The sequence below is a fragment of the Phenylobacterium kunshanense genome (assembly GCF_003254525.1).
GTDB lineage: Bacteria > Pseudomonadota > Alphaproteobacteria > Caulobacterales > Caulobacteraceae > Phenylobacterium > Phenylobacterium kunshanense.
The window spans coordinates 544,103-564,925 of record NZ_QFYS01000001.1; the positions used below are offsets into that span (position 1 = coordinate 544,103).

General features: G+C 69.0%; 16 protein-coding genes. 3 read left to right on the forward strand and 13 right to left on the reverse strand.

Going from position 1 to position 20,823, the window contains the following annotated elements; genetic code table 11:
- Positions 1 to 18 precede the first annotated feature (18 nt).
- The gene (dnaE, locus tag DJ019_RS02805) at positions 19 to 3,453 is read right to left on the reverse strand and encodes a DNA polymerase III subunit alpha (protein ID WP_420849826.1); all 3,435 of its coding nucleotides are present in this window, start codon (positions 3,451 to 3,453) and stop codon (positions 19 to 21) included.
- On the opposite strand from dnaE, the gene DJ019_RS02815 reads away from it, so the two are divergent.
- Complete coding sequence (locus DJ019_RS02815; RefSeq protein ID WP_240606348.1) at positions 3,421 to 4,857, forward strand: hypothetical protein; 1,437 nt, start codon at positions 3,421 to 3,423, stop codon at positions 4,855 to 4,857. The two genes, dnaE and DJ019_RS02815, sit on opposite strands and share 33 nt — an antisense overlap.
- Here DJ019_RS02815 and DJ019_RS02820 read toward each other — a convergent pair whose 3' ends face one another.
- From DJ019_RS02820 to DJ019_RS02845, 6 genes are all read right to left on the reverse strand, one after another.
- Positions 4,858 to 5,559, reverse strand: a complete 702-nt coding sequence (locus tag DJ019_RS02820) for an ABC transporter ATP-binding protein (protein WP_111274453.1) — start codon at positions 5,557 to 5,559, stop codon at positions 4,858 to 4,860. It abuts the gene before it with no gap.
- Positions 5,552 to 6,787 (reverse strand): lipoprotein-releasing ABC transporter permease subunit, encoded by a 1,236-nt coding sequence (locus DJ019_RS02825; RefSeq protein ID WP_111274754.1) that lies wholly within the window; start codon positions 6,785 to 6,787, stop codon positions 5,552 to 5,554. The genes DJ019_RS02820 and DJ019_RS02825 overlap by 8 nt, the downstream gene beginning before the upstream one ends.
- 56 nt (positions 6,788 to 6,843) lie before the next feature.
- The gene (gene proS / locus DJ019_RS02830; protein ID WP_111274454.1) at positions 6,844 to 8,160 is read right to left on the reverse strand and encodes a proline--tRNA ligase; all 1,317 of its coding nucleotides are present in this window, start codon (positions 8,158 to 8,160) and stop codon (positions 6,844 to 6,846) included.
- A gap of 97 nt (positions 8,161 to 8,257) precedes the next feature.
- Positions 8,258 to 8,509 (reverse strand): DUF1467 family protein, encoded by a 252-nt coding sequence (locus tag DJ019_RS02835; RefSeq protein ID WP_111274455.1) that lies wholly within the window; start codon positions 8,507 to 8,509, stop codon positions 8,258 to 8,260.
- Positions 8,509 to 8,934 (reverse strand): methylmalonyl-CoA epimerase, encoded by a 426-nt coding sequence (mce, locus tag DJ019_RS02840; protein ID WP_111274755.1) that lies wholly within the window; start codon positions 8,932 to 8,934, stop codon positions 8,509 to 8,511. Before mce ends, DJ019_RS02835 begins: the two co-directional genes overlap by 1 nt.
- Positions 8,935 to 8,971: 37 nt before the next feature.
- Positions 8,972 to 11,251: a CaiB/BaiF CoA-transferase family protein gene (locus DJ019_RS02845; protein WP_111274456.1), complete on the reverse strand. Its 2,280-nt coding sequence runs from the start codon at positions 11,249 to 11,251 to the stop codon at positions 8,972 to 8,974.
- 217 nt (positions 11,252 to 11,468) lie between these two features.
- Between DJ019_RS02845 and DJ019_RS02850 the strand changes: the two genes are divergently transcribed.
- Both DJ019_RS02850 and DJ019_RS21125 read left to right on the forward strand, forming a co-directional pair.
- Positions 11,469 to 11,828 (forward strand): hypothetical protein, encoded by a 360-nt coding sequence (locus DJ019_RS02850; RefSeq protein ID WP_111274457.1) that lies wholly within the window; start codon positions 11,469 to 11,471, stop codon positions 11,826 to 11,828.
- Between the two features lie 168 nt (positions 11,829 to 11,996).
- Entirely contained in the window at positions 11,997 to 12,593 is a 597-nt protein-coding gene (locus tag DJ019_RS21125) for a PEPxxWA-CTERM sorting domain-containing protein (protein ID WP_205854068.1), read from the forward strand.
- Here the strand turns inward: DJ019_RS21125 and DJ019_RS02860 are convergent.
- The 6 genes from DJ019_RS02860 to nuoL are packed head-to-tail and all read right to left on the reverse strand — an operon-like array spanning position 12,590 to position 20,820.
- Entirely contained in the window at positions 12,590 to 14,266 is a 1,677-nt protein-coding gene (locus DJ019_RS02860; protein WP_420849828.1) for a ribonuclease J, read from the reverse strand. The two genes, DJ019_RS21125 and DJ019_RS02860, sit on opposite strands and share 4 nt — an antisense overlap.
- The gene (locus DJ019_RS02865; protein WP_111274459.1) at positions 14,266 to 15,033 is read right to left on the reverse strand and encodes a type III pantothenate kinase; all 768 of its coding nucleotides are present in this window, start codon (positions 15,031 to 15,033) and stop codon (positions 14,266 to 14,268) included. Before DJ019_RS02865 ends, DJ019_RS02860 begins: the two co-directional genes overlap by 1 nt.
- A gap of 3 nt (positions 15,034 to 15,036) precedes the next feature.
- Positions 15,037 to 15,777 carry a biotin--[acetyl-CoA-carboxylase] ligase gene (locus tag DJ019_RS02870; RefSeq protein WP_111274460.1) on the reverse strand — a complete coding sequence of 247 codons (741 nt, stop codon included), beginning with the start codon at positions 15,775 to 15,777 and terminating at the stop codon, positions 15,037 to 15,039.
- 4 nt (positions 15,778 to 15,781) lie between these two features.
- Positions 15,782 to 17,209, reverse strand: a complete 1,428-nt coding sequence (nuoN, locus tag DJ019_RS02875; RefSeq protein WP_111274461.1) for an NADH-quinone oxidoreductase subunit NuoN — start codon at positions 17,207 to 17,209, stop codon at positions 15,782 to 15,784.
- 13 nt (positions 17,210 to 17,222) lie between these two features.
- Positions 17,223 to 18,707, reverse strand: a complete 1,485-nt coding sequence (locus tag DJ019_RS02880) for an NADH-quinone oxidoreductase subunit M (protein ID WP_165843869.1) — start codon at positions 18,705 to 18,707, stop codon at positions 17,223 to 17,225.
- A 13-nt stretch (positions 18,708 to 18,720) separates the two neighbouring features.
- Positions 18,721 to 20,820, reverse strand: coding sequence for an NADH-quinone oxidoreductase subunit L (gene nuoL / locus DJ019_RS02885; protein WP_111274463.1), 2,100 nt, complete (start codon positions 20,818 to 20,820; stop codon positions 18,721 to 18,723).
- Positions 20,821 to 20,823: the final 3 nt, after the last annotated feature.

The window sequence follows — 20,823 nt, forward strand, 5'->3', positions numbered from 1 at the left end:
TCCGCCGCGTGCGGCGCGTCACAGATCCTCGACGAACACCACGCCCGGCGCGGTCTTGAGCGCGCCGCGCACGGCCCCGTCCAGGGTGAAACGGCCGGGCAGCTTCAGCTCCACCTCGCGACCGCCGTCCAGGCCCGCCACCAGGATCACCTCGCCGCCCCGGGCGTTGCTCACCCCCTCGAGCCGCTTCTTCAAGGCCTCGATCTCGGCGCTGCGGGGCGCGACGTGGACCCTCAGGCCCGCGACGACGTTCTCGATCACCTTCTCGACCGGCTCGACGTCGTCGCCGAAGAACCGCACCTCGCCATCGCTGGCCTTGGCCCGCACCTTCAGCGACACCGCCCGCCCCGGTTCCAGCAGGTCGCGGCACTTGCGCAGCGACTCGGGCGGGAACAGCACCTCGTACTCGCCCGTGGGATCCGAGAAGGTGACGAAGGCGAACTTCTCGCCGGACCGCGACGGCCGCTCCTGCTTGCGGCGGATCACCCCGGCCATCCGCAGCGCCTCGGCGCCAGCGATCGCCTTGGCCGTGGCGTCGGTCAGCAGGTCGGTCCGCTTGCGCCGAAGCGCTTCAACCATGTCGTCCAGCGGGTGGCCGGAGAGATAGAATCCCACCGCCGCCAGTTCCTCGTCCAACCGCTCGGTCGGCGTCCAGGGCTCAGCCCGGGTCAGCCGGGGCCGGTGACCACCCGACAGGTCGTCTCCGAACAGGCTGACCTTACCCTCCGCCCTGTCCGCCGCCAGCGCCTGGCCGTGCCCCACCAGGGTGTCGGCCGAGGCCATCAGCTCGGCCCGGTTCGGGTGGATGGAATCGAACGCCCCCGCTCGCGCCAGGGTCTCGAACGTGCGCTTGTTGACCTGCTTGGGATCGATCCGCTCGACAAAATCGAAGATGTCGCGGAACGGGCCACCCTCGCGGCGCACCTGCGCCACATGCTCCATCGCCTGCAGGCCGACGTTGCGGATGGCGCCCAGGGCGTAGAGGACCTCGCCGTTCTCCACCTCGAAGTCCGCGCCCGAGCGGTTGACGCACGGTGGCCGGATCTTCACCCCGAAGCGCTTGGCGTCCTGGTAGAACACCGACAGCTTGTCGGTGTTGGCGATATCCAGGCTCATCGACGCGGCGAAGAACTCAACCGGCGTGTTCGCCTTCAGCCAGGCGGTCTGGTAGCTGACCACGGCGTAGGCGGCGGCGTGCGACTTGTTGAAGCCGTAGCCGGCGAACTTGTCCACCAGGTCGAAGATCGAGCCGGCCTGGGCGCCCGGAACGCCCTTGGCCTCGGCGCCCGACACGAAGCGGGCGCGCTGGAGGTCCATCTCCTCCTTCTTCTTCTTGCCCATCGCCCGGCGCAGAAGGTCGGCTTCGCCTAGGCTATAGCCCGCCAGGATCTGGGCGATCTGCATCACCTGTTCCTGGTAGACGATGATGCCGTAGGTCTCCTTCAGCACCCCTTCCAGCGTCGGGTGCAGGTAGTCGATAGGCTTGCGGCCGAACTTGCAGTCCACGAAGGCCGGGATGTTGTCCATCGGTCCCGGCCGGTAGAGCGAGACGATGGCGGTGACGTCCTCGATCGAACCGGGCCGCAGCTGGCGCAGGGTGTCGCGCATCCCCTGCCCTTCGAGCTGGAAGACCCCGATCGTCTGGGCGTTGCTCATCAGCTCGTAGGTGGGCCCGTCGTCCAGCGGAAGCGCGCCCATGTCGACGCTGACCCCGCGCTTCTCCAGGTACTTCACCGCCCGGTCGATGACGGTCAGCGTCTTCAGGCCGAGGAAGTCGAACTTCACCAGGCCGGCGCTCTCGACCCATTTCATGTTGAACTGGGTGGCAGGCAGCTCCGAGCGCGGGTCGCGGTAGAGCGGCGTCAGTTTCGTCAGCGGCCGGTCGCCGATCACCACGCCGGCGGCGTGGGTCGAGGCGTTACGGTAGAGCCCCTCAAGCTGCAGTGACACGTCCAGCAGCCGGGCCACGGCCTCGTCCCGGCGCGACTCCTCCTTGAGCCGCGGCTCGATGTCGAGCGCCTGGGCCAGGGTCACCGGATTGGCGGGGTTGGCCGGCACCATCTTGGCCAGCCGGTCGACCTGGCCCAGCGGCAACTGCATCACCCGGCCCACGTCGCGCAGGACGGCCCGCGCCTGCAGCGTGCCGAAGGTGATGATCTGGGCCACCTTGTCCCGCCCATAGCGCTGCTGGACATAGGAGATCACCTCCTCCCGCCGCTCCTGGCAGAAGTCGATATCGAAGTCGGGCATCGACACCCGCTCGGGGTTCAGGAAGCGTTCGAACAGCAGGCCGTACTGAAGGGGATCGAGGTCGGTGATCGTCAGCGAATAGGCGACCAGCGAACCGGCGCCCGAACCGCGCCCCGGCCCCACCGGGATACCGCGCGCCTTCGCCCACTTGATGAAGTCCGACACGATCAGGAAGTAGCCCGGGAACCCCATCTGGGTGATCACCTGGATTTCGCGGTCCAGGCGGGCCTCGTAGTCCTCGGGCGGGAAAGCGTTGGCCCGGCCCGCCGCCATCCGCGCCTTCAGACCGTCCCGCGCCTGCTGCGCCAGTTCGTCGGCCTCGGAGCGCTCGCCGGCGGTGAAGCGGGGCAGCAGAGGGTCGCGCTTGTTGACCATGAAGGCGCAGCGGCGCGCGATATCCAGGGTGTTGTCGCAGGCCTCGGGCAGGTCGGCGAACAACGCCCGCATCTCGGCCGACGACTTGAAGCCGTGCTCCGGCGTCACCCGCCGCCGCTCGTCCTGCCCCACGAAACTGCCGTCGGAGATGCACAGCAGCACGTCGTGAGCCGCATAGGCGGTGGAGTTCTTGAAATAGACGTCGTTGGTCGCGACGAGCGGCACGTCCTCGTCGTAGGCGAAGGCCACCAACTCACCCTCGGCCGCCGCCTCGCCCGGAGCGCCATGCCGCTGAAGCTCGACGTAGAAGCGATCGCCGAACACGCGCTTCATCTCCGCCAGCGCCGCGCGGCCCTCCTTGACCTTGCCGGCGGCGAACAGGTGGTCCACCGGCCCGTCCGGTCCGCCCGACAAGAGGATCAGCCCCTCCGAGAACTGGCAGACCTTCTCCCACGGCACATGCGGCTCGTCGCTGGGCTCGATGTCGAGATAGGCGAACGAGGACAGGTCGCAGAGGTTGAGATAGCCCTGCTCGCTCTGGGCCAGCAGCATCACCGTCGGCGTCTTGGCCCAGCGCTCGGGCGGCTTCTCGCCGATGCCGCTCACCGGCAGGGCGCAGCCCACGATCGGCTGCACACCCTCGCCCTTGGTGGCGACCGAGAACTCGAGGGCGCCGAACAGGTTGGCCCGGTCGGCCAACGCCACCGCGGGCATCCCGTCGGCCTTGGCCAGGGCGCCGATCTTGTCGGCCTTGATGGCCCCTTCCAGCAGCGAATAGGCCGACCGGACCCGCAGGTGGACGAAACCCGTCGCCGCATCCCCCGCCAAGGCCACCTCCCCCATTCGCATGGCGGTCAGCTCACCAGGCCGGCCACCGAGCAGACCATCCAGACAAAGCTCGCCACCGACGCAAACGCCAGCGATTCCCGGGCCAGACGAACCATCTTCCGCATCCTCTTGTGGGGCGCCTGTGGACAAGCTGTTGGCGCGTTCTGGAAACGTTCTTATTCGCCTTTTGTTCTTCCCGTCAAGCTGCTATCAACAAGCGCAACCATGGAGAGAGCGGTGAGATTTGACGGCTTCGCCTTGTTCCTTGCTTTGGCGCTTTTCGTTGCGGCCCCGGCTCGAGCGGGGTGCGGCGACCCGCTGCCTGGCCCCGGGACCCCGGTCGCCATCGCTGAGGTGCTGCCCGAGTCCGATCGCCTCGCCCTGTCGGCGGCGGTCTACCTTGCGCTGTCCGACGACGCGGGCCGGACGGACCGACCGTGGCGCGACATCGAGGCCGCGCCGCCCTGCCCGCTGTCCACGATCGACGACGACGGCGTCACCTGGCGCGTATCCGGGGGCGAAGGGAGCGCGCCACTGCGATGGGCTCGCGCGACGGGCGTGGACGTGTACTACTTCCTCGTCCAGGGGCCGAACCTCGAGGAGAGCAAGGCTTGGCTGCAGACCCGTCGGCATGGGGCCGCTGGCGGGCGATCGGCCACGTTCCTGGTCGGAACCGACGGCGGCCTGCAGTACGCACTCAAGATGTATGAAGGCGCGCCCGACGCGCGACGCCTTGCCGCCGACCTCGCCGAGGCGATTTCCGGCCGGACCGTCCCTTTCGCTGCTTTTGATCCCACCGGCAACGCCGTGACCTTGCGGAACGACACGGACAGCGGCGTGAGGAGCGAGCTTTTCCGTCCGTCGATGCTGGGCCCCAACCGCCCGGCGATCTTGCTGGGTCCCGATGGTCACTTCTTCGCGCCGGCGCCGGGCGGCGTTCGCCTCCGGGGCGCCGAGATCGTCTGCGCCGACGCCTACGGACCGTTCGCGCGCGGCCGGACGACGGTGATCTCCCCTGATGACGAGACCCTCGATCTGAGCTGCAGCCTGAATTCGGACGAGAGCTGGATCACCATCTTCAGCACCCACATTGCCCATGATCGCGGCGACAAGGCCATGTTCCGGTCCGCGATCAAGGCCACGCAGTCCGAGACCGGCGTGAAGCGACGCCCGGTCGAAAGCCGCCCTACCCGCGGCGACCAGATGCGCGCCGGAGCCGTCTGGATGGACCGGAACGACATGGGCCAGGGCCTGTGGTTCATCCGCCGCGGCGAATATGTCGTCGAAGTGCGCGCGACCTTCCGGCTGGACGAGACCGACGCGGTCTTCGATCTCCTCGCAGCGGTGCTCAGGAACGAAGTTCCGCCGGCGCGGGCAGGCGAGCCTACGGAGCCGCTCGGCTGATCAGGCCAGCGCCGATTCGGGCGTCCACGGCTCCAGGTGGCCGTCCTTGAGGGCGAAGACCCGGTCCATGTGGGCGGCGAGCTGGAAGTTGTGCGTGGCGACCAGGGCGGCCACGCCCTGGCTGCGGGCCAGGGCGTAGAGGTTGTCGAACACGGCCGTCGAGGTCGCGGGATCGAGGTTGCCGGTCGGCTCGTCGGCCAGCAGCAGCCGCGGCCTGTTGGCCAGCGCCCGGGCGATCGCGACCCGCTGTTGCTCCCCGCCCGAAAGCTGTGGCGGCTGGTGGTGCGCCCGGTCTTTCAGGCCCAGCTCGGCCAGCAACTCGCGCGCCCGCGCCCGCGCCGCCTTCTGCTCCACGCCGGCGATCATCATCGGCAGGGCCACGTTGTCCTCGGCCGTGAACTCGGGGAGCAGGTGGTGGAACTGGTAGACGAAGCCGATCGTGGCCAGCCGCACCCGCGTGCGCTCGCGCTCTGAGAGGGCCGTGCAATCGGTCCCGAGGATCGAGATGCGCCCGCCCTGCGGCCGCTCCAGCAGGCCGGCGGCGTGCAGCAGGCTGGACTTGCCCGAGCCCGATGGCCCGACCAGGCCGACGATCTCCCCCGGCTGCACGTCGAGGTCTGCGCCGCGCAGGACCGTGAGCGACCCGGCCTGCGTCACATAGGTCCGCTCCAGCCCGCGGATCGAGAGGACGGGCTCACTCATAGCGGAGGGCATCCACCGGATCGAGACGCGAGGCCCGCCACGCCGGCAGCAGGCTCCAGACGCAGGCCATGCCGAGCGAGAAGATCGAGATACCCGCCACCTCCGCCCAGTCCACCTTCGCCGGCAGTCGGGAGAGATAGTAGACGTCCGAGGCGAACACCGGCGTCCCCGAGGCCCATTCCACGAACGACTGGATCGGCCCGATGTAGACTGAGAACAGCACGCCCAGGACGACGCCCGCGAACGTCCCCAGGCCGCCGATGCTGGCGCCGGCCATGAAGAAGATCCGCAGGATCGACCCCTGCCCCGCGCCCATGGTCCGCAGGATCGCGATGTCCCGGGTCTTGTTCTTCACCAGCATCACCAGGCCCGAGATGATGTTCAGGGCGGCGATGACGATCAGCATGCCGAGGATCAGCCGCATCGCCGTCCGCTCGACCGCCAGGGCGCCCCAGAAGGCCACGTCGCGCTGCGTCCAGTCCGTGACCACGGCCGCCGGCCCCGCCGCGCGGGTGATGGGGGCCCGCATGGCCGCCGCGCCGTCGGGATCGGCCACCTTCACCTCGATGGCGTCGGCGGTGTCCTCGCGGCCGAAGAACAGCTGCGCCTGCTCCAGCGGCATGTAGATGTAGGCCTGGTCGTACTGGCTCATGCCGATGCTGAACGTGGCCCCGACCGTGTAGGGCTTCTGCAGCGGCGTCCCGCCGAAAGCGGTCGCGCCGCCCGCCGGCGAGATCAGCGTCAGGGTGTCGCCCACCCCCACGCCCAGCATCTGCGCCAGCCGCTCGCCCACGATCACCACGTCGCCGCCGTAGTCCCCGGCGCCGAAGTCCTTCAGCGAGCCGCGGGTCAGGTTGCCCGCCACCAGCTTCGTCGCCGCCAGGTCCTTCGGCCCGATGCCGCGCACCAGGGCGCCGGTGATCTGGCTGGGTCCGATGGCGATCGCCTGCGCCTCGATGATCGGCGCGGCCTGGGTGACGCCGGGCACCTTCAGAATCCGCGCCGCCGCCCCGTCGCGCCCCGGCCCGTCCAGCACCCCGCCGGTGACGAACAGATGCCCCTGGAAGCCGAGGATCCGGCCCAGCAGCTCGGACCGGAAGCCGTTCATCACCGACATGGTGGCGATCAGGACGCCCACCGCCAGCATGATGCCGATGAACGAGATGACCGAGATCAGCGCGACGCCGCCCTGGCTGCGCTTGGCCCGCAGGTAGCGACCCGCGAGCATTCGCTCCCAGAGACCGAACGGCGGCGCGCGGCCGCCGATGACGGCGCCCGTTTGGCTCACCCGATGATGGCCTTCAGCGCCGCCTCGAGCGGCAGCGTCTGGCGCTCGCCCGTCGAGCGACGCTTCAGCTCGACCACCCCGTCCGCCACGCCCTTGGGGCCGACGATGAGCTGCCAGGGAATGCCCACGAGATCCGTCGCGGCGAACTTCGCGCCCGGCCGGTCGTCGCGATCGTCGTACAGCGGGTCGATCCCCGCGTCCGAAAGCGCCTTGTACGCCTGTTCGCAGACCGCGTCGCAGCCGGCGTCGCCGGCCCGCAGGTTCAGCACCGCCGCGCCAAAGGGCGCCACGCTGTCCGGCCAGATGATGCCGCCGTCATCGTGGCTGGCCTCGATGATCGCACCAACCAGGCGCGAGACGCCGACGCCGTACGAGCCCATCTGCACGGGCGTGTCCTTGCCGTCCGGCCCGGTCACGTTCGCCTTCATCGGGGCCGAATATTTCGTGCCGAAGTAGAAGATGTGGCCGACCTCGATGCCTCGGGCGGTCATCTGCTTGTCCTCGGGCAGCGCAGCGTAGGTCGCCTCGTCATGCATCTCGTCCGAGGCGGCGTACAGCCGGGTCCGCTGCTCCACGAGCGGCTGCAGGTCGCCGTCCCAGTCGATGTCGGGGCCGGGCGCGCCCATCTCGACCAGGTCGCGATGGGCGAACACCTGGCTTTCGCCCGTCTCGGCCAGGATGATGAACTCGTGGGAGAGGTCGCCGCCGATCGGCCCGGTGTCGGCCCGCACCGGGATCGCCTTGAGGCCCAGGCGCGAGTAGACGTTGAGATAGGCGAGGAACATCCGGTTGTAGGCCCGCCGCGCCGCCGCCTCGTCGATATCGAAGCTGTAGGCGTCCTTCATCAGGAACTCGCGGCCACGCATCACGCCGAAGCGGGGCCGGCGCTCATCGCGGAATTTCCACTGGATGTTGTAAAGATTCTTCGGCAAGTCCTTGTAGGACTTCACATAGCTGCGGAAAATATCGGTCACGACCTCCTCGGCCGTGGGCCCGTACAGCAGGTCCCGCTCGTGGCGGTCCTTGATGCGCAGCATCTCCTCGCCATAGTCCTCGTAGCGGCCGCTCTCGCGCCACAGGTCGGCGAGTTGCAGGGTCGGCATCAGGATCTCGACCGCGCCGGCGCGGTTCATCTCCTGGCGGACGATCTCCTCGATCTTCTTCAGCACCTTCAGGCCCAGCGGCAGCCAGGCGTAGATGCCCGCCGCCTCCTGCCGGATCAGCCCGGCGCGGAGCATGAGCTGGTGCGAAACGATCTGCGCGTCGGCGGGCGCCTCGCGAAGCGTGGGCATGAAGTATCGCGAAAGGCGCATCGACTCTCAGGCTCTCAGTGGGCGGCGAAGGCGCCCTGATAGCCTTGCCCCCCGAACCTTGGCAACGATGAGGCGGCCGAGAGGTTGCGTTCGCGCCTCAGCGCAGCGGCGGAAGCTTGATCAGGCCGAGGGTCAGGACCAGCCACAGGATCGCGAACACCACGACCGAGATCGCCGTGGTGATCAGGAATTTCTGCTTCAGCTTCGGGTTGACCGGCGAGCCGGGCTCGCCGCCCCCCGGAACCTTCACCCCGGCGTCGGCGTGGCTCTGCACGCCCCACGGCAGCACCATGAACAGCACCGTCCACCAGATGGTGAAGAAGATCGCGATGCTGGTGAACACGCCCATCAGTGGGCGCCCTTCGGAGTTTCCATCAGTTCGACCAGCACGCCGCCCATGTTCTTCGGGTGCACGAAGATCACCGGTGTGCCGTGCGCGCCGATCCGCGGCTTACCGCCGTTCAGCACGGTGGCGCCCTTGGCGACCATGTCGTCGCGCGCCGCCTCGATGTCCGGCACCTCGAAGCAGATGTGGTGCTGGCCGCCCGCCGGGTTCTTCTCGAGGAAGTTCTTCAGCGGCGAGGCCTCACCATAGGGCTCGATGAGCTCGATCTGGCTGTTCGGCAGGTCGACGAAGCAGACCCAGACGCCCTGCTCCTCCATCACGAACTTCTCGCCGATCTTCGTGGCGCCCAGCATGTCGCGATACATCGCGACCGACTGGTCGATGGAGGGGGTGGCCACGCCGACGTGGTTGAGCTTTCCGATGTGCATGGCCGCCATATACGCCGGTCCGGCGCGGGGCGCGAGATCACGCGACGGAAGCGCCCTGCGATACTTTCGCTATGCCGCCCAGGCCGTCGCCGGCGAAGACCGCGCCCTGGGCCAACAGGTCGGCGATGCGCCCTTCCGCCACGCCCCAGTCCCGTAAGATCTCGGCCGAGTGCTGGCCGATGTCCGGCGTCGGCCGCGTGAATCCCGACGGCGTCCGCGAGAAGTCGGCATAGCCCCGGCTGCTGAGGGCAGGCCCGAGCCGGCCATGGCTCCAGCTCTCCAGGAAGCCGTTCTCGGCCAGCCACGGATCGTCATAGGCCTCGGTCCCGCGCAACACCGGCGCCGCCGCGACGCCGGCGGTAAGCAGGGCCTCCAGCACCTCGCCCCGCTGACGACCGGTCAGCGCCGCCGCGACCCGCATCGCCAGCTCGCCGTCCCGAGGTTCGGACAGCGGCGCCCCGCCCATCTCGACCGCCAGCACCTGTCCCAGCCGCGCCGCTTCGGCTTCGGTCTCGCAGACCAAGCCGATCCAGCCGTCGGCGCAGGCGTAGTAGCGATGCAGCGCGCGCACCCCCACACAGTCAGGCCCGCCCGGATCGTTGGGCGGCCGCCCCTCGTAGGTCACCAGCTCGCCGAGCTGAAACAGCAGGCTCTGGGCCATCAGACTGGTCAGGATCTCCTGCCCCTCACCTGTCCGCTCGCGGGCGTTCAGCGCGGCGATCACCGACATGGCCACCACGCTCGCCGTCGCCACGTCGTTCACCGCGATGGTGTGCAGCACCGGGTCGCCCTCGCCCCCTTGCCCGGCCATCATGCCGCCCTCGGCCTGCAGCAGAGGATCGAAGCCGGGCAGCGGGGCCCGCGGCCCCTTGGTCCCATAGGCGTTGATCGAGCACGAGATGATCCGCGGGTTCACCGCCTTCAGCGCCGGGTAGTCGATACCCAGCCGGCCGCGCACGCCCAGCCGGTAGTTGTCGATGACGACGTCGGCCTGCCGCGCGAGATCCAGGAACAGGTCCCGCGCCCCGGGCTCGCGCAGGTTCAGCCCCAGCGCCCGGACGCCGCGGTTGTAGCCCACGAACTGCGCCCCGTCCGACCGGAAGGGGTCCGCCTCCGGCCCCTCGATCTTGATCACCTCGGCGCCCAGGTTGGCGAGCAGCGTGCCCGCGTAGGCGCCCGCGATCACGGTCCCGAGGTTCAGCACCTTCACGCCCGCCAGTGGCGGTCCTTTGGAAGGTCGCGCGGCGAGGACGCGCGGCTCCCAGGCTGGGAGCGCCCCGCCAAGCCGCGGCAGCGACCGCACCGACGCGGGGGTCATTGAAAGCTCCGCGGGCGGCGCCGGCATCGCCACCGCCCCCCGCTGCGGATCCTCCAGCGTCAGCCGCAGGCCGCCATCGGCCACCGCCTGGCTGGCGAACCACGCCTCGCGCCGCCGCACCGGCCCGCACGGGACGTCGTTCGCCGCCATGGCCTCCAGCCACTCGTCGCGGGTGCGGGTCAGGAACATCCCCTCCAGCAGGTCGCGCGCGGCGAGCTGGTCGTCCTCCAGCGCCTCGAAGGCGTCCTCCAGGCCCAGGACGGCGAAGGCCTTGCGATAGAAGCCGGTGAACAGCGTCCCGAGGAAGAACCACTCCCCGTCGGCGCACTGATAGAGCCGGTAGCGCGGATTGGCGCCCGGGGGCGTGCCCCGGGGCATCGGCGGCACGCTGGCCACGTTGCAGGGGTTCATGACCTCTGCCACGCCATGCAGGCCGCTGACCGTCACCGCCTGTCCCCGGCCGCTGCGCGACCGTTCCAGGAGGGCCGCGCCGATGGCGGCCGCGCCCAGCACCGCTTGCGCGTACCAGGCGATCGGCAGGACCAGGTGGATCGGCTGGTCCGCATAGGCGCCCTGCCGGAACGCCGCGCTGGTCAGGCCCATCAGCAGGCTGTGGTGCGCCGGCAGGCCGCTCCAGCGGCCGGTCGTCCCGTACGGTGGCATCCAGGCGTGCACCAGGGCGGGGAACGTCGCCGTCAGCGTTGCGCTATCCAGGCCGAGCGCCTCGAGCCGCCCCGGCGCGGCGTCGAAGATCGCCACGTCCGCGCCCGCGATCAGGGTCTTCGCCGCCGCCAGCCCCTCGGCCGCGTCGAGGTCCAGTTCGACGACCCGCTTGTTGCGGTTGAAGGCCAGGTAGCCGGGCTGGTGTTTAAGCCGGTCGCCCCCGGGCGGCTCGACCTTGACCACCTCGGCCTCGAAGTCCCCCAGCAGCATGGCCGCCATCGGTCCGGCCACGCCCTGGCTGAAGTCGACTATCCTTACACCCCGATAGGCGGACATCGGCGGCCTCCCCTGCCAGCCCGGCGGCGCGTGTTCGCGTCTCGCCTGCGCCGACCAGCAAACCGGGACTTCGATCTTCCGGCAAGGCCGAAGGCGCGCCTGCCACCCCTGAGGACCGAATGATGTTCATCAAGCGGCACACCCACCCTCGGTGGTAGCCTGCGGCCACAATGGCGCGTCGGCGCTGTACCGGCGGCCGCAGAGACGGGAGGTCTCGATGACGATGGCCCATGCCGGCGCCCGCAAGGCGCGCTTCCCCAGCCCGCTCGACGCCTGGCGCGGACAGGCCAGCCTGTTCGTGGTGTTCTGGGGCTACGGAGTCCTGCTCAGCACCGTCCTGATCGCCGCCTTCGTCGCGGCGCTCTACCGCAGCGACGCCGTCGCCCAGCAGATCCTGCTGCCGCTCTTCGGAATTTACACCGCCTGGGTGCTTGTCTCGGTCTGGCGCTGCGCCCAAGGCGCCCGCGCGCCCTGGGGAATGATGGCCCAGCTCCTGACGATCGCCTGGGCGGGCAACGCAATCATGGTCACCGGCTTCCTCCAGCTCCGCCTGCTAGAGGGCTATCTCGGCGGCTGACCATCACCGCGGGACTGTCGACGGGCCAGCCCCGCCAGGCGCCCCACAATTCGCCCACAGCGCGAACTTTGTCAGCTTCGTCGCAATAGCGAATGGGTTCATCGCCGCGGACCGTGCATCCGGCCGGGCGCGTCTGTACGCGTGGGCCGGAAAGCAAGGGAAATCAACATGAACCACAAGTCAGCAGGCCTAGCCGCCGCCGGGATGTTCCTGTCGTTCGTTGTCGCCGGACCGGCGGCCGCCGCGACGATCGTCCTGAACTTCGACGACCTGACAGGTGTCGGCCTCGTTCCCACCACCTACGGCGGCGTCATTTTCGGCGACGACTTCAGCCACTACGACACGCCTGTCGAGAACTTCCCGCCGGCGTCCGGCCTGACGACCATCTACGCCAACTACGCCAAGTACCAGCCCGGTCCGCAGTCGACGCAGACCTTTCGCTTCGCCGAGTTGGTGCGCTTCGACGGAGCCTTCTTCGCCGGCCGGATGACGGTGTCGTACGACTTCTACCGCGAAGGCCAGAAGGTGGGATCCGCCGGTGATTTCGCGCTGAACGGCCAGGCCCGGTATTATGCGTCCGGCTACACCGGCCTCGTCGATGAGGTCCGTCTCAGCGGCAGCACCGGCAACTGGGTGCTGGACGACCTGACCTATACGACCGGCGTCGCGGCAGTGCCCGAGCCAACGACCTGGGCGCTGATGATCCTCGGCTTCGGAGGCGCCGGCGCGGCGCTGCGCACGCGGCGAAGGGCGGCGTTGGCCTAGATCCTTAGGACCGTCGTCTCCACGACCGGCCGGCGGCCCCAGATCCGCTGGCTGGCCTTCTTCACGGCGCGGGAGATCGCGGTCTCGACCGTGTCGTCGAACTCCGCCTCCTCCCCCTTCAGCCGCTTGATGGCCTGGGCGGCTTCGTCCGCCAGGTCGCCCAGCACCTCGTTCAGCGGGTAGTCCTCGTCCGTGGGCAACCCCAGCGCCCGCACCTGAGGCCCGGAGGCGATCCGGTTGCGCCCGTCCAGCACGACCGACACCGCGACCACGCCGTTGAACGCCGCGTGACGCCGCTCGCGCAGGGCCTCGCCGTTCTCCGGCGTCAGGACCCCCGCGTCCACGAACAAGCGCCCAGAGGGCACCTCGTCGATCACCTCGGCGCGGCCCGGCGCCAGCCGCACCATGTCGCCGTTGCGGGGCGTCACCTGCTGCGGCACCTGCAAATCGCGGGCGAAGGCGGCGTGCTCCATCAGGTGGCGACGCTCGCCATGGGTCGGCACGGCGATCTGCGGCCGCGCCCAGCGATACATCTCGGCCAGTTCGTCACGGCACGGATGCCCCGAGACGTGGATGCCCGGATGGTCGCGCTCGGTGTAGAGGCGCACGCCGCGTTCGGTCAGCTTGTTCTGCAGATTGCGGATCGGGATCTCGTTGCCCGGGATCACCCGGCTGGAGAACACGACGCTGTCGCCGGCGCCCAGCTTCACGTGCGGATGGGTGCCGTCGGCGATCCGCGCCAGCGCCGCTCGCGGCTCCCCCTGGCTGCCAGTGCAGAGGTAGAGGATCTCGTTCTCGGGAACGTGCTTGGCCTGACTGTCCTCCAGGAACGGCTTCACGTCCTGCATCAGCCCGACCGACTTGGCCGCCGCCGCCATGCGGATCATCGAGCGGCCCACTAGGCACACCCGACGCCCGTTCGCCTCCGCGGCCCGGATCACGCTGTCCATGCGCGCCACGTTCGAGGCGAAACACGCCACGGCGACCTTGCCCTTGAGGCCGGCGATCAGCGGGATCAACGCGTCCCGCACCTCGGCTTCCGAGCCGGCGTGGCCGTCGACGAAGACGTTGGTGGAATCGCACACCATCGCCAAGACGCCCTCGTCGCCGAGCCGGCGGATCGCCTCCACGTCGGTGGTCTCGCCCAGCAGCGGGTCGGGGTCGATCTTCCAGTCGCCGGTGTGCAGGATCGTCCCCAGCGGCGTGCGGATCGCCAGCCCGTTCGGCTCGGGGATCGAGTGCGTCAGGGTGATCAGGTCCAGCTTGAACGGGCCCAGTTCGATGGTCCCGCCCAGCGGAACCTCGGTGATCTCGGCCTCGTCGAGCAGGTCGGCCTCGCGCAGCTTCTCGCGCAGGATGAAGGCCGTGAACGGCGTGGCGTAGATCGGCGCCTTCAGCCGCGGCCACAGCCAGGCCACCGCCCCGATGTGGTCCTCGTGTGCGTGGGTCAGCACGATGCCGAGGATCCGGTCGGCGTATTCCTCGATGAAGGTCGGGTCGGGAAGGATCACCTCCACCCCCGGCGTCGTCTGATCCCCGAAGGTGACGCCCAGGTCCACGACGATCCAGCGCCGGTCGTGCGCCGGGCCGAAGCCGTAGAGGTTGAAGTTCATCCCGATCTCGTTCGAGCCGCCCAGCGGCAGGAATACGAGCTCGTCGTCGCGCTTACCCATCAGGTCCTGTTCCGCCGCCAGATCTCGAGCATCCCGCGGATGGTGAGATCGGGGTCAAAGTGGTCGATGCTGGTCGTCGCCCCGTGGAAGAGCGAGGCGACGCCGCCGGTGGCGATCACGGTCAGCTCTTCCTCGCGCTCGGCCCTGATCCGGGCGATCAGGCCTTCGATCAGCGAAATATAGCCCCAGAAGACACCGGACTGCATGGCCCCCACCGTATCGGTGCCCACCACCCGCTGCGGCTTCTGGATGGCGACCCGCGGGAGTTTGGCCGCCGCGTTGTGCAACGCCTCCATCGACAGGTTGATCCCGGGCGCGATCACCCCGCCCTCGAAGCCGCCGTCCGCCGACACCACGTCGAAGGTCGTCGCGGTGCCGCTGTCGATCACGATGAGGGCGCCGGGATAGACCACATGGGCCCCGATGGCGTTGACCAGCCGGTCGGCGCCCGCTTCCGACGGCTTGTCGATCCGGATCGGGATGCCCAGGTCGACGTTCTCGCCGATCACCAGCGGCTCCACGTGCAGGTAGCGCCGCGCCAGGTTGCGCAGGTTGAAGATCGACTGCGGCACCACGCTCGAGACGATGCAGCCGTCGAAGGCCTTCAGCGTCAGGCCGGCCATGTTGAGCAGTTGCGACAGCCAGACGGCGTATTCGTCGGCCGTGCGGCTGGAGTCGGTCGCCGCGCGCCACTGCGCCGTCCAGCGCTCGCCGTCGTGCACCGCGAAGAGCGTGTTGGTGTTGCCCTGTTCGATCGCCAGCAACATCGCTCAACTCTCCCCGAAGAACACGTCGCCAGCGGTTATCCGCTCAAGCCCGCCGTCGTCCAGCCTCAGGCGCAAAGCCCCGTCGGGATCGAGCCCCTCGGCCACGCCCGTCAGCGTCCGGCTGGGCAGCCGCGCCTCGCAGCGCTGGCCGATCCCCGTGGCGCGGTCCGACCAGCCGGACGCGATCGGTGCGAACCCTTGCGTCGCCCACGCCGTACGCCAGCGTTCGAAGGCCTGGGCCAGCACCTCCAGCGCCGCGCGGGGCTCGGGCGGTGGACCGGACATGAACTCGGCGAAGGCGGCGGCCGGCCGTTCCACGTCCTGTGGCGCATGGGCCAGGTTCACGCCGATCCCGACGGCCAGCCAGAGCCGCCCATCCGTCCGCGCGCCAGACTCCACCAGGATGCCGACCGCCTTGCGGCCGTGGACCAGCACGTCGTTCGGCCACTTCAGGCGCGCCGCGCCGGGCCCCAGGCAGGCGTCCGCCAGGTCGCAGGCGGCCAGCGCGGCCACGAACGACATCTGCGCCGCCTCGGCCGGGGGCCGGTCTGTGAGGGTCAGGAGCGTCGCAGCCAGGTTGCCGCGCTGGGTGGACCAGGCCCGCCCCCGCCGTCCGCGGCCCGCGGTCTGCAGGGCCGCCGTGATCCAGACGGGGCCGGTCTCGCCCGCTTCGGCCCGACGTCGCGCCTCGGCGCTGGTGGAGTCGAGTTCGTCGTAGGCCTCGATCGGCGGGTGTTTCGCCAATCCCCTAAGCCAGTCCGAACGCGTGCGCGGCCTTGGCTACCGCCGGGTCCAGCCACGTCAGGGCCACCAGCACCAGCGGGAAGGCGAACAGGGCCAGCCCGACAGCCACGGTCTTGGCCTCGACCGGCGGCCGGTCGGTGGCGCCGGCGCTGCTGTCGAACCACATCGCCTTGATCAGGCGCAGGTAGTAGAATGCGGCCACGACCGAACCCACAAGGCCGATCACCGCCGGTCCCCACAGGCCCGCGTCCAGCGCCGCCTTGAAGACGTAGAACTTGGCCCAGAAGCCGGAGAACGGCGGCAGACCCAGGGCCGACAGCGCGAACACCGTCATCGCCAGGGCCAGCGCCGGCCGTTCCTTGATCAGGCCCGCCATGTCCTCGATCGTCTCCATCGACCGCCCCTGGCGCGACAGCGCGGTGAGGCAGGCGAAGAAGCCCGTCACGTCGATCATGTAGAGGACCATGAACATCAGCATGGCCTGCACGCCCTCGCTCGTGCCCGAGGCCAGGCCCAGCACCGCGTAGCCGACGTTGGCGATCGACGAGTAGGCCCAGAGGCGCTTGAGGTTGCTCTGCACGAGGCCGGCGAAGGCGCCCACGGCCACCGAGGCCAGGGCGATGACCACCAGCACCTGCTGCCATTGGCCCGCGGCCGCCGGGAAGGCGTCGCCCAGCACGCGGGCGAACAGCACCATGGCGGCCAGCTTCGGCGCGGCGGCGAAGAAGGCCACGACCGGCGTCGGCGCGCCCTCATAGACGTCCGGGGTCCACATGTGGAACGGCGCGGCCGACACCTTGAACGCCAGGCCGCAGATCACGAAGATCAGGCCGAACAGCAGGCCCGTGTTGGCCTGCTGGCCCGCCGCCACCGCGATGTCGCTGTAGAGCGTGGAGCCGGCGAAGCCGTAGATCAGGCTCGAGCCGTACAGCAGCAGGCCCGACGACAGCGCGCCCAGCACGAAGTACTTCAGGCCCGCTTCCGACGCCTTGGCGTTGTCACGGTGCATCGCGGCCAGGACGTAGAGCGCCAGGCTGTGCAGTTCGACACCGACGTACAGCGAGATCAGGTCGCCCGAGGACGCCATCATGCCCATGCCGAGCGCGGCCAGCACGATCAGGACCGGGAACTCGAAGGTCTTCACGCCCCGGCGCTCGAACCAGGGCTGGCCCAGCGGGATCGCCACGGCCGAGGCCAGGTAGATCGCGACCTTCGAGAAGGCGGCCGCGGCGTCGGTCACCAGGGCGCCGCTGAACGCGACCCCGAGCGGCTGGGTCGCGGCGGCGAAGGCGGCGACCAGCAGGAGCACGACGGCTCCGCCGCCCACCAGCGTCGTCTGCTTGGGCGCGAAGGCGCCGGCCACCAGCAGGGCCAGGGCCCCGATGGCGAGGATCAGCTCAGGATAGGCGTGCGCTAGGTCGGCGGAGATCATTCTCTTAGGCCCCTCACCCGCCGATCGCCGCCTGGTAGGCCCGCACGAGCTGGTCCACCGAGGCGTTCGTCAGGTCGAACACGATGTTGGGCTGCACGCCCATGTACAGGGTCGCGACGATCAGCGGCGCGAAGATCGCCACCTCCCGCCATTCCAGGTCATTGATCGTCGCGAGCTTCGGGTTGGTCATCGTCCCGAACACCACGCGCCGATACAGCGTCAGCATGTAGACGGCCGACAGGATGACGCCGGTGGCGGCGAGGATCGCCGTCCAGGTCGACACCTGGTAGGCGCCGGTCATCGACAGGATCTCGCCGACAAAGCCCGAGGTGCCCGGCAGGCCGACGTTGCCCATGCTGAACAGCAGGAACACGGCCGCGTACCAGGGCATCCGCGTCACCAGCCCGCCGTAGAAGGCGATCTCGCGGGTGTGCATCCGGTCGTAGATCACGCCAACGCAGAGGAAGAGCGCGCCCGAGATCACCCCGTGGCTCAGCATCTGGTAGATGGCGCCCTGCTCGCCCGCCTCGTTGCCGGCGAAGATGCCCATGGTCACGAGGCCCATGTGGGCCACCGACGAGTAGGCGATCAGCTTCTTCACATCGGTCTGCCGGAAGGCGACCAGCGAAGTGTAGATCACCGCGATCACGCTCATGGCGAACACCAGCGGCGTGAACAGATCGGAAGCGTTCGGGAACATCGGCAGGCTGAAGCGCATGAAGCCGTAGCCGCCCATCTTCAGCAGGATGCCCGCCAGGAACACCGAGCCGGCGGTCGGCGCCTCAACGTGCGCGTCGGGCAGCCAGGTGTGCACCGGCCACATCGGCATCTTCACTGCGAACGAGGCGAAGAAGGCCAGCCAGAGCCAGGTCTGCGCCTCGGCCGCGAACTCGTAGGTCATCAGCTCGGGGATCGAGCTGGTCCCGCTCATGCCGATCATCCACAGCATGGCGGCCAGCATCAGCACCGAGCCGAGCAGCGTGTAGAGGAAGAACTTGAAGGCCGCGTACACCCGCCGCGCGCCGCCCCAGATGCCGATGATCAGGAACATCGGGACGAGGCCGAACTCGAAGAAGATGTAGAACAGCACGAGGTCCAGCGCGCAGAACACGCCGATGACCAGCGTCTCCAGGATCAGGAAGGCGATCAGGTACTCGTGCACCCGCTTCTCGATCGACTTCCAGGAGGCCGCGATACAGATCGGCATCAGGAAGGCGGTCAGCAGGACGAACAGCACCGAGATACCGTCCACGCCCATCCGGTAGGCGAGCACGCCGAACCACGGGGCCTCTTCCACGAACTGGAAGCCCGGGTTGGCCGGGTCGAACTGGGCGACCAGCAGCACCGACAGCGCCAGCGTCGCCAGGGTGGTGACGAAGGCGATCCACTTGGACGCCTCGACCGTCTTGGACTCGTCGGCGCGCGACGACAGGCGCAGGGCCAGGATGCCCAGCACGCCCACCAGCGGCGCATAGGTGATGAGGGAGAGAAGCGGCATCAGATCAGATCCCTCACGCGGCCCAGGCCCACAGGGCGAAGGTCAGGAGACCCGCGACCCCGAGCAGCATCACGAAGGCGTAGTGGTAGACGTAGCCCGACTGCAGCCGGCCGGCGCCCTTGCCCACCTGGACCGACAGCGCCGAGACCCCGTCCGGGCCCAGCCCGTCGATGAGCTTCTGGTCGCCGCCCTTCCAGAACAGGTCGCCCAGGAACTTCGCCGCGCGGACGAAAGTCGCCTGGTACAGCTCGTCGAAGAACCACTTGTTGTAGAAGAAGACGTAGAGCAGGCCGTTGTTGGCCGCGAGCTTCGCGCCCAGGCCCTCGCGCCAGATGTACATGTAGGCCGCGATCAGCAGGCCGCCGACGGAGGCCACGATCGGCGCCAGCACCACCCACAGCGGATAGTGGTGGCCGGCGGCGTGTTCGGCCGGGGCGTTGAAGATGGCGCCCTTCCAGAACTCGCCGTTGTGCTCGCCGATGAACTGGTGATGGAAGGCGAAGCCGGCCGCGATCGCGCCCACCGACAGCACCAGCAGCGGGATCCGCATGGTCCAGGGGCTCTCGTGCGGCAGGTGGTCGCCGTGGCCGTGGCCGTGGTGTGCCTCGGGCAGAGGCTCGTCGTGCGTCTCGTGCTGGGCGTGGCCGTGCGCGTGGTCGTCATGGACGGCGTCGTGCGCATGGTCGCGGTTGTGCCAGTGCTGCTCCAGGTCCTCCGGCGTCCAGCGGGCGTGGCCGTTGAACGTGAAGAACGCGACGCGCCACGAGTAGAAGGCGGTCAGGCCGGCCACCAGGACGCCGATGAAGAAGGCGAAATAGCCCACCGGATGCCCTGCCCCGCCGGCCGAGTAGGCCGCGTGGATGATGGCGTCCTTGGAGTAGAAGCCGGCGAAGCCCCAATCGAGGAACGGGATGCCCAGGCCGGTGATGGCGATCGTGCCGATGGTCATCACCGCATAGGTGATCGGGAGGTACTTCTGCAGCGCGCCATAGCGGCGCATGTCCTGCTCGTGCGCCATCCCGTGGATCACCGAACCGGCGCCCAGGAACAGCAGCGCCTTGAAGAAGGCGTGCGTGAACAGGTGGAACATCGCCGCCTGGTACGCGCCCACGCCCGCGGCGAAGAACATGTAGCCGAGCTGCGAGCAGGTCGAATAGGCGATCACCCGCTTGATGTCGTTCTGCGTCAGGCCGACCGTCGCGGCGAACAGCGCCGTGACCGCGCCGATCACCGTCACGATGGTCTTCGCCACCGGGGCGTATTCGAACATCGGCGACAGCAGGCAGACCATGTAGACGCCGGCGGTCACCATGGTCGCCGCGTGGATCAGGGCCGACACCGGCGTCGGGCCTTCCATGGCGTCCGGCAGCCAGGTGTGCAGGAAGAACTGCGCCGACTTGCCCATGGCGCCGACGAACAGCAGCGCGCAGGCCAGGTCGATGAGGCTGAAGTAGCCGCCCGCGAAGTCCCAGCCCTTGCCGACGCTGGCTTCGATCAGCGGGAACAGCTTGGCGAACTCGATGGTCCCGAAGGCCCAGAAGCAGGTCATGATCCCGAGGGCGAAGCCGAAGTCGCCGACCCGGTTGACCACGAACGCCTTGATCGAGGCGGCGTTGGCCGTGTCCTTGTGGTGCCAGAAGCCGATCAGCAGGTACGACGCCAGGCCCACGCCTTCCCAGCCGAAGAACAGCTGCATGAAGTCGGCCGCGCTGATCAGGCTCAGCATGGCGAAGGTGAACAGCGACAGGTAGGCGAAGAACCGCGGCTTGGACGGATCGTCCGCCATGTACCCCCAGGAATAGAGGTGCACGAGCGAGGACACCGTCGTCACCACCACCAGCATCACCGCCGACAGGCCGTCGAGGCGGAAGGCCCAGTTGGAGATGAAGTCGCCCACGTGGATGAACGGAGCGTAGGTGACGGTGAAGGGCTCCAGATGGCCCCAGGTCCACTGGCTGAACACCACCCACGACAGGATGGCCGACAGGAACAGGAATCCCGTCGTGACGCCCATCGACGCCTTGTCGCCGATGCGGCGGCCGAACAGGCCGGCGGTGATCGCGCCGATCAGCGGCCCGAACAGGATGATGGTGACGAGGACTTTCGGATCCACGGC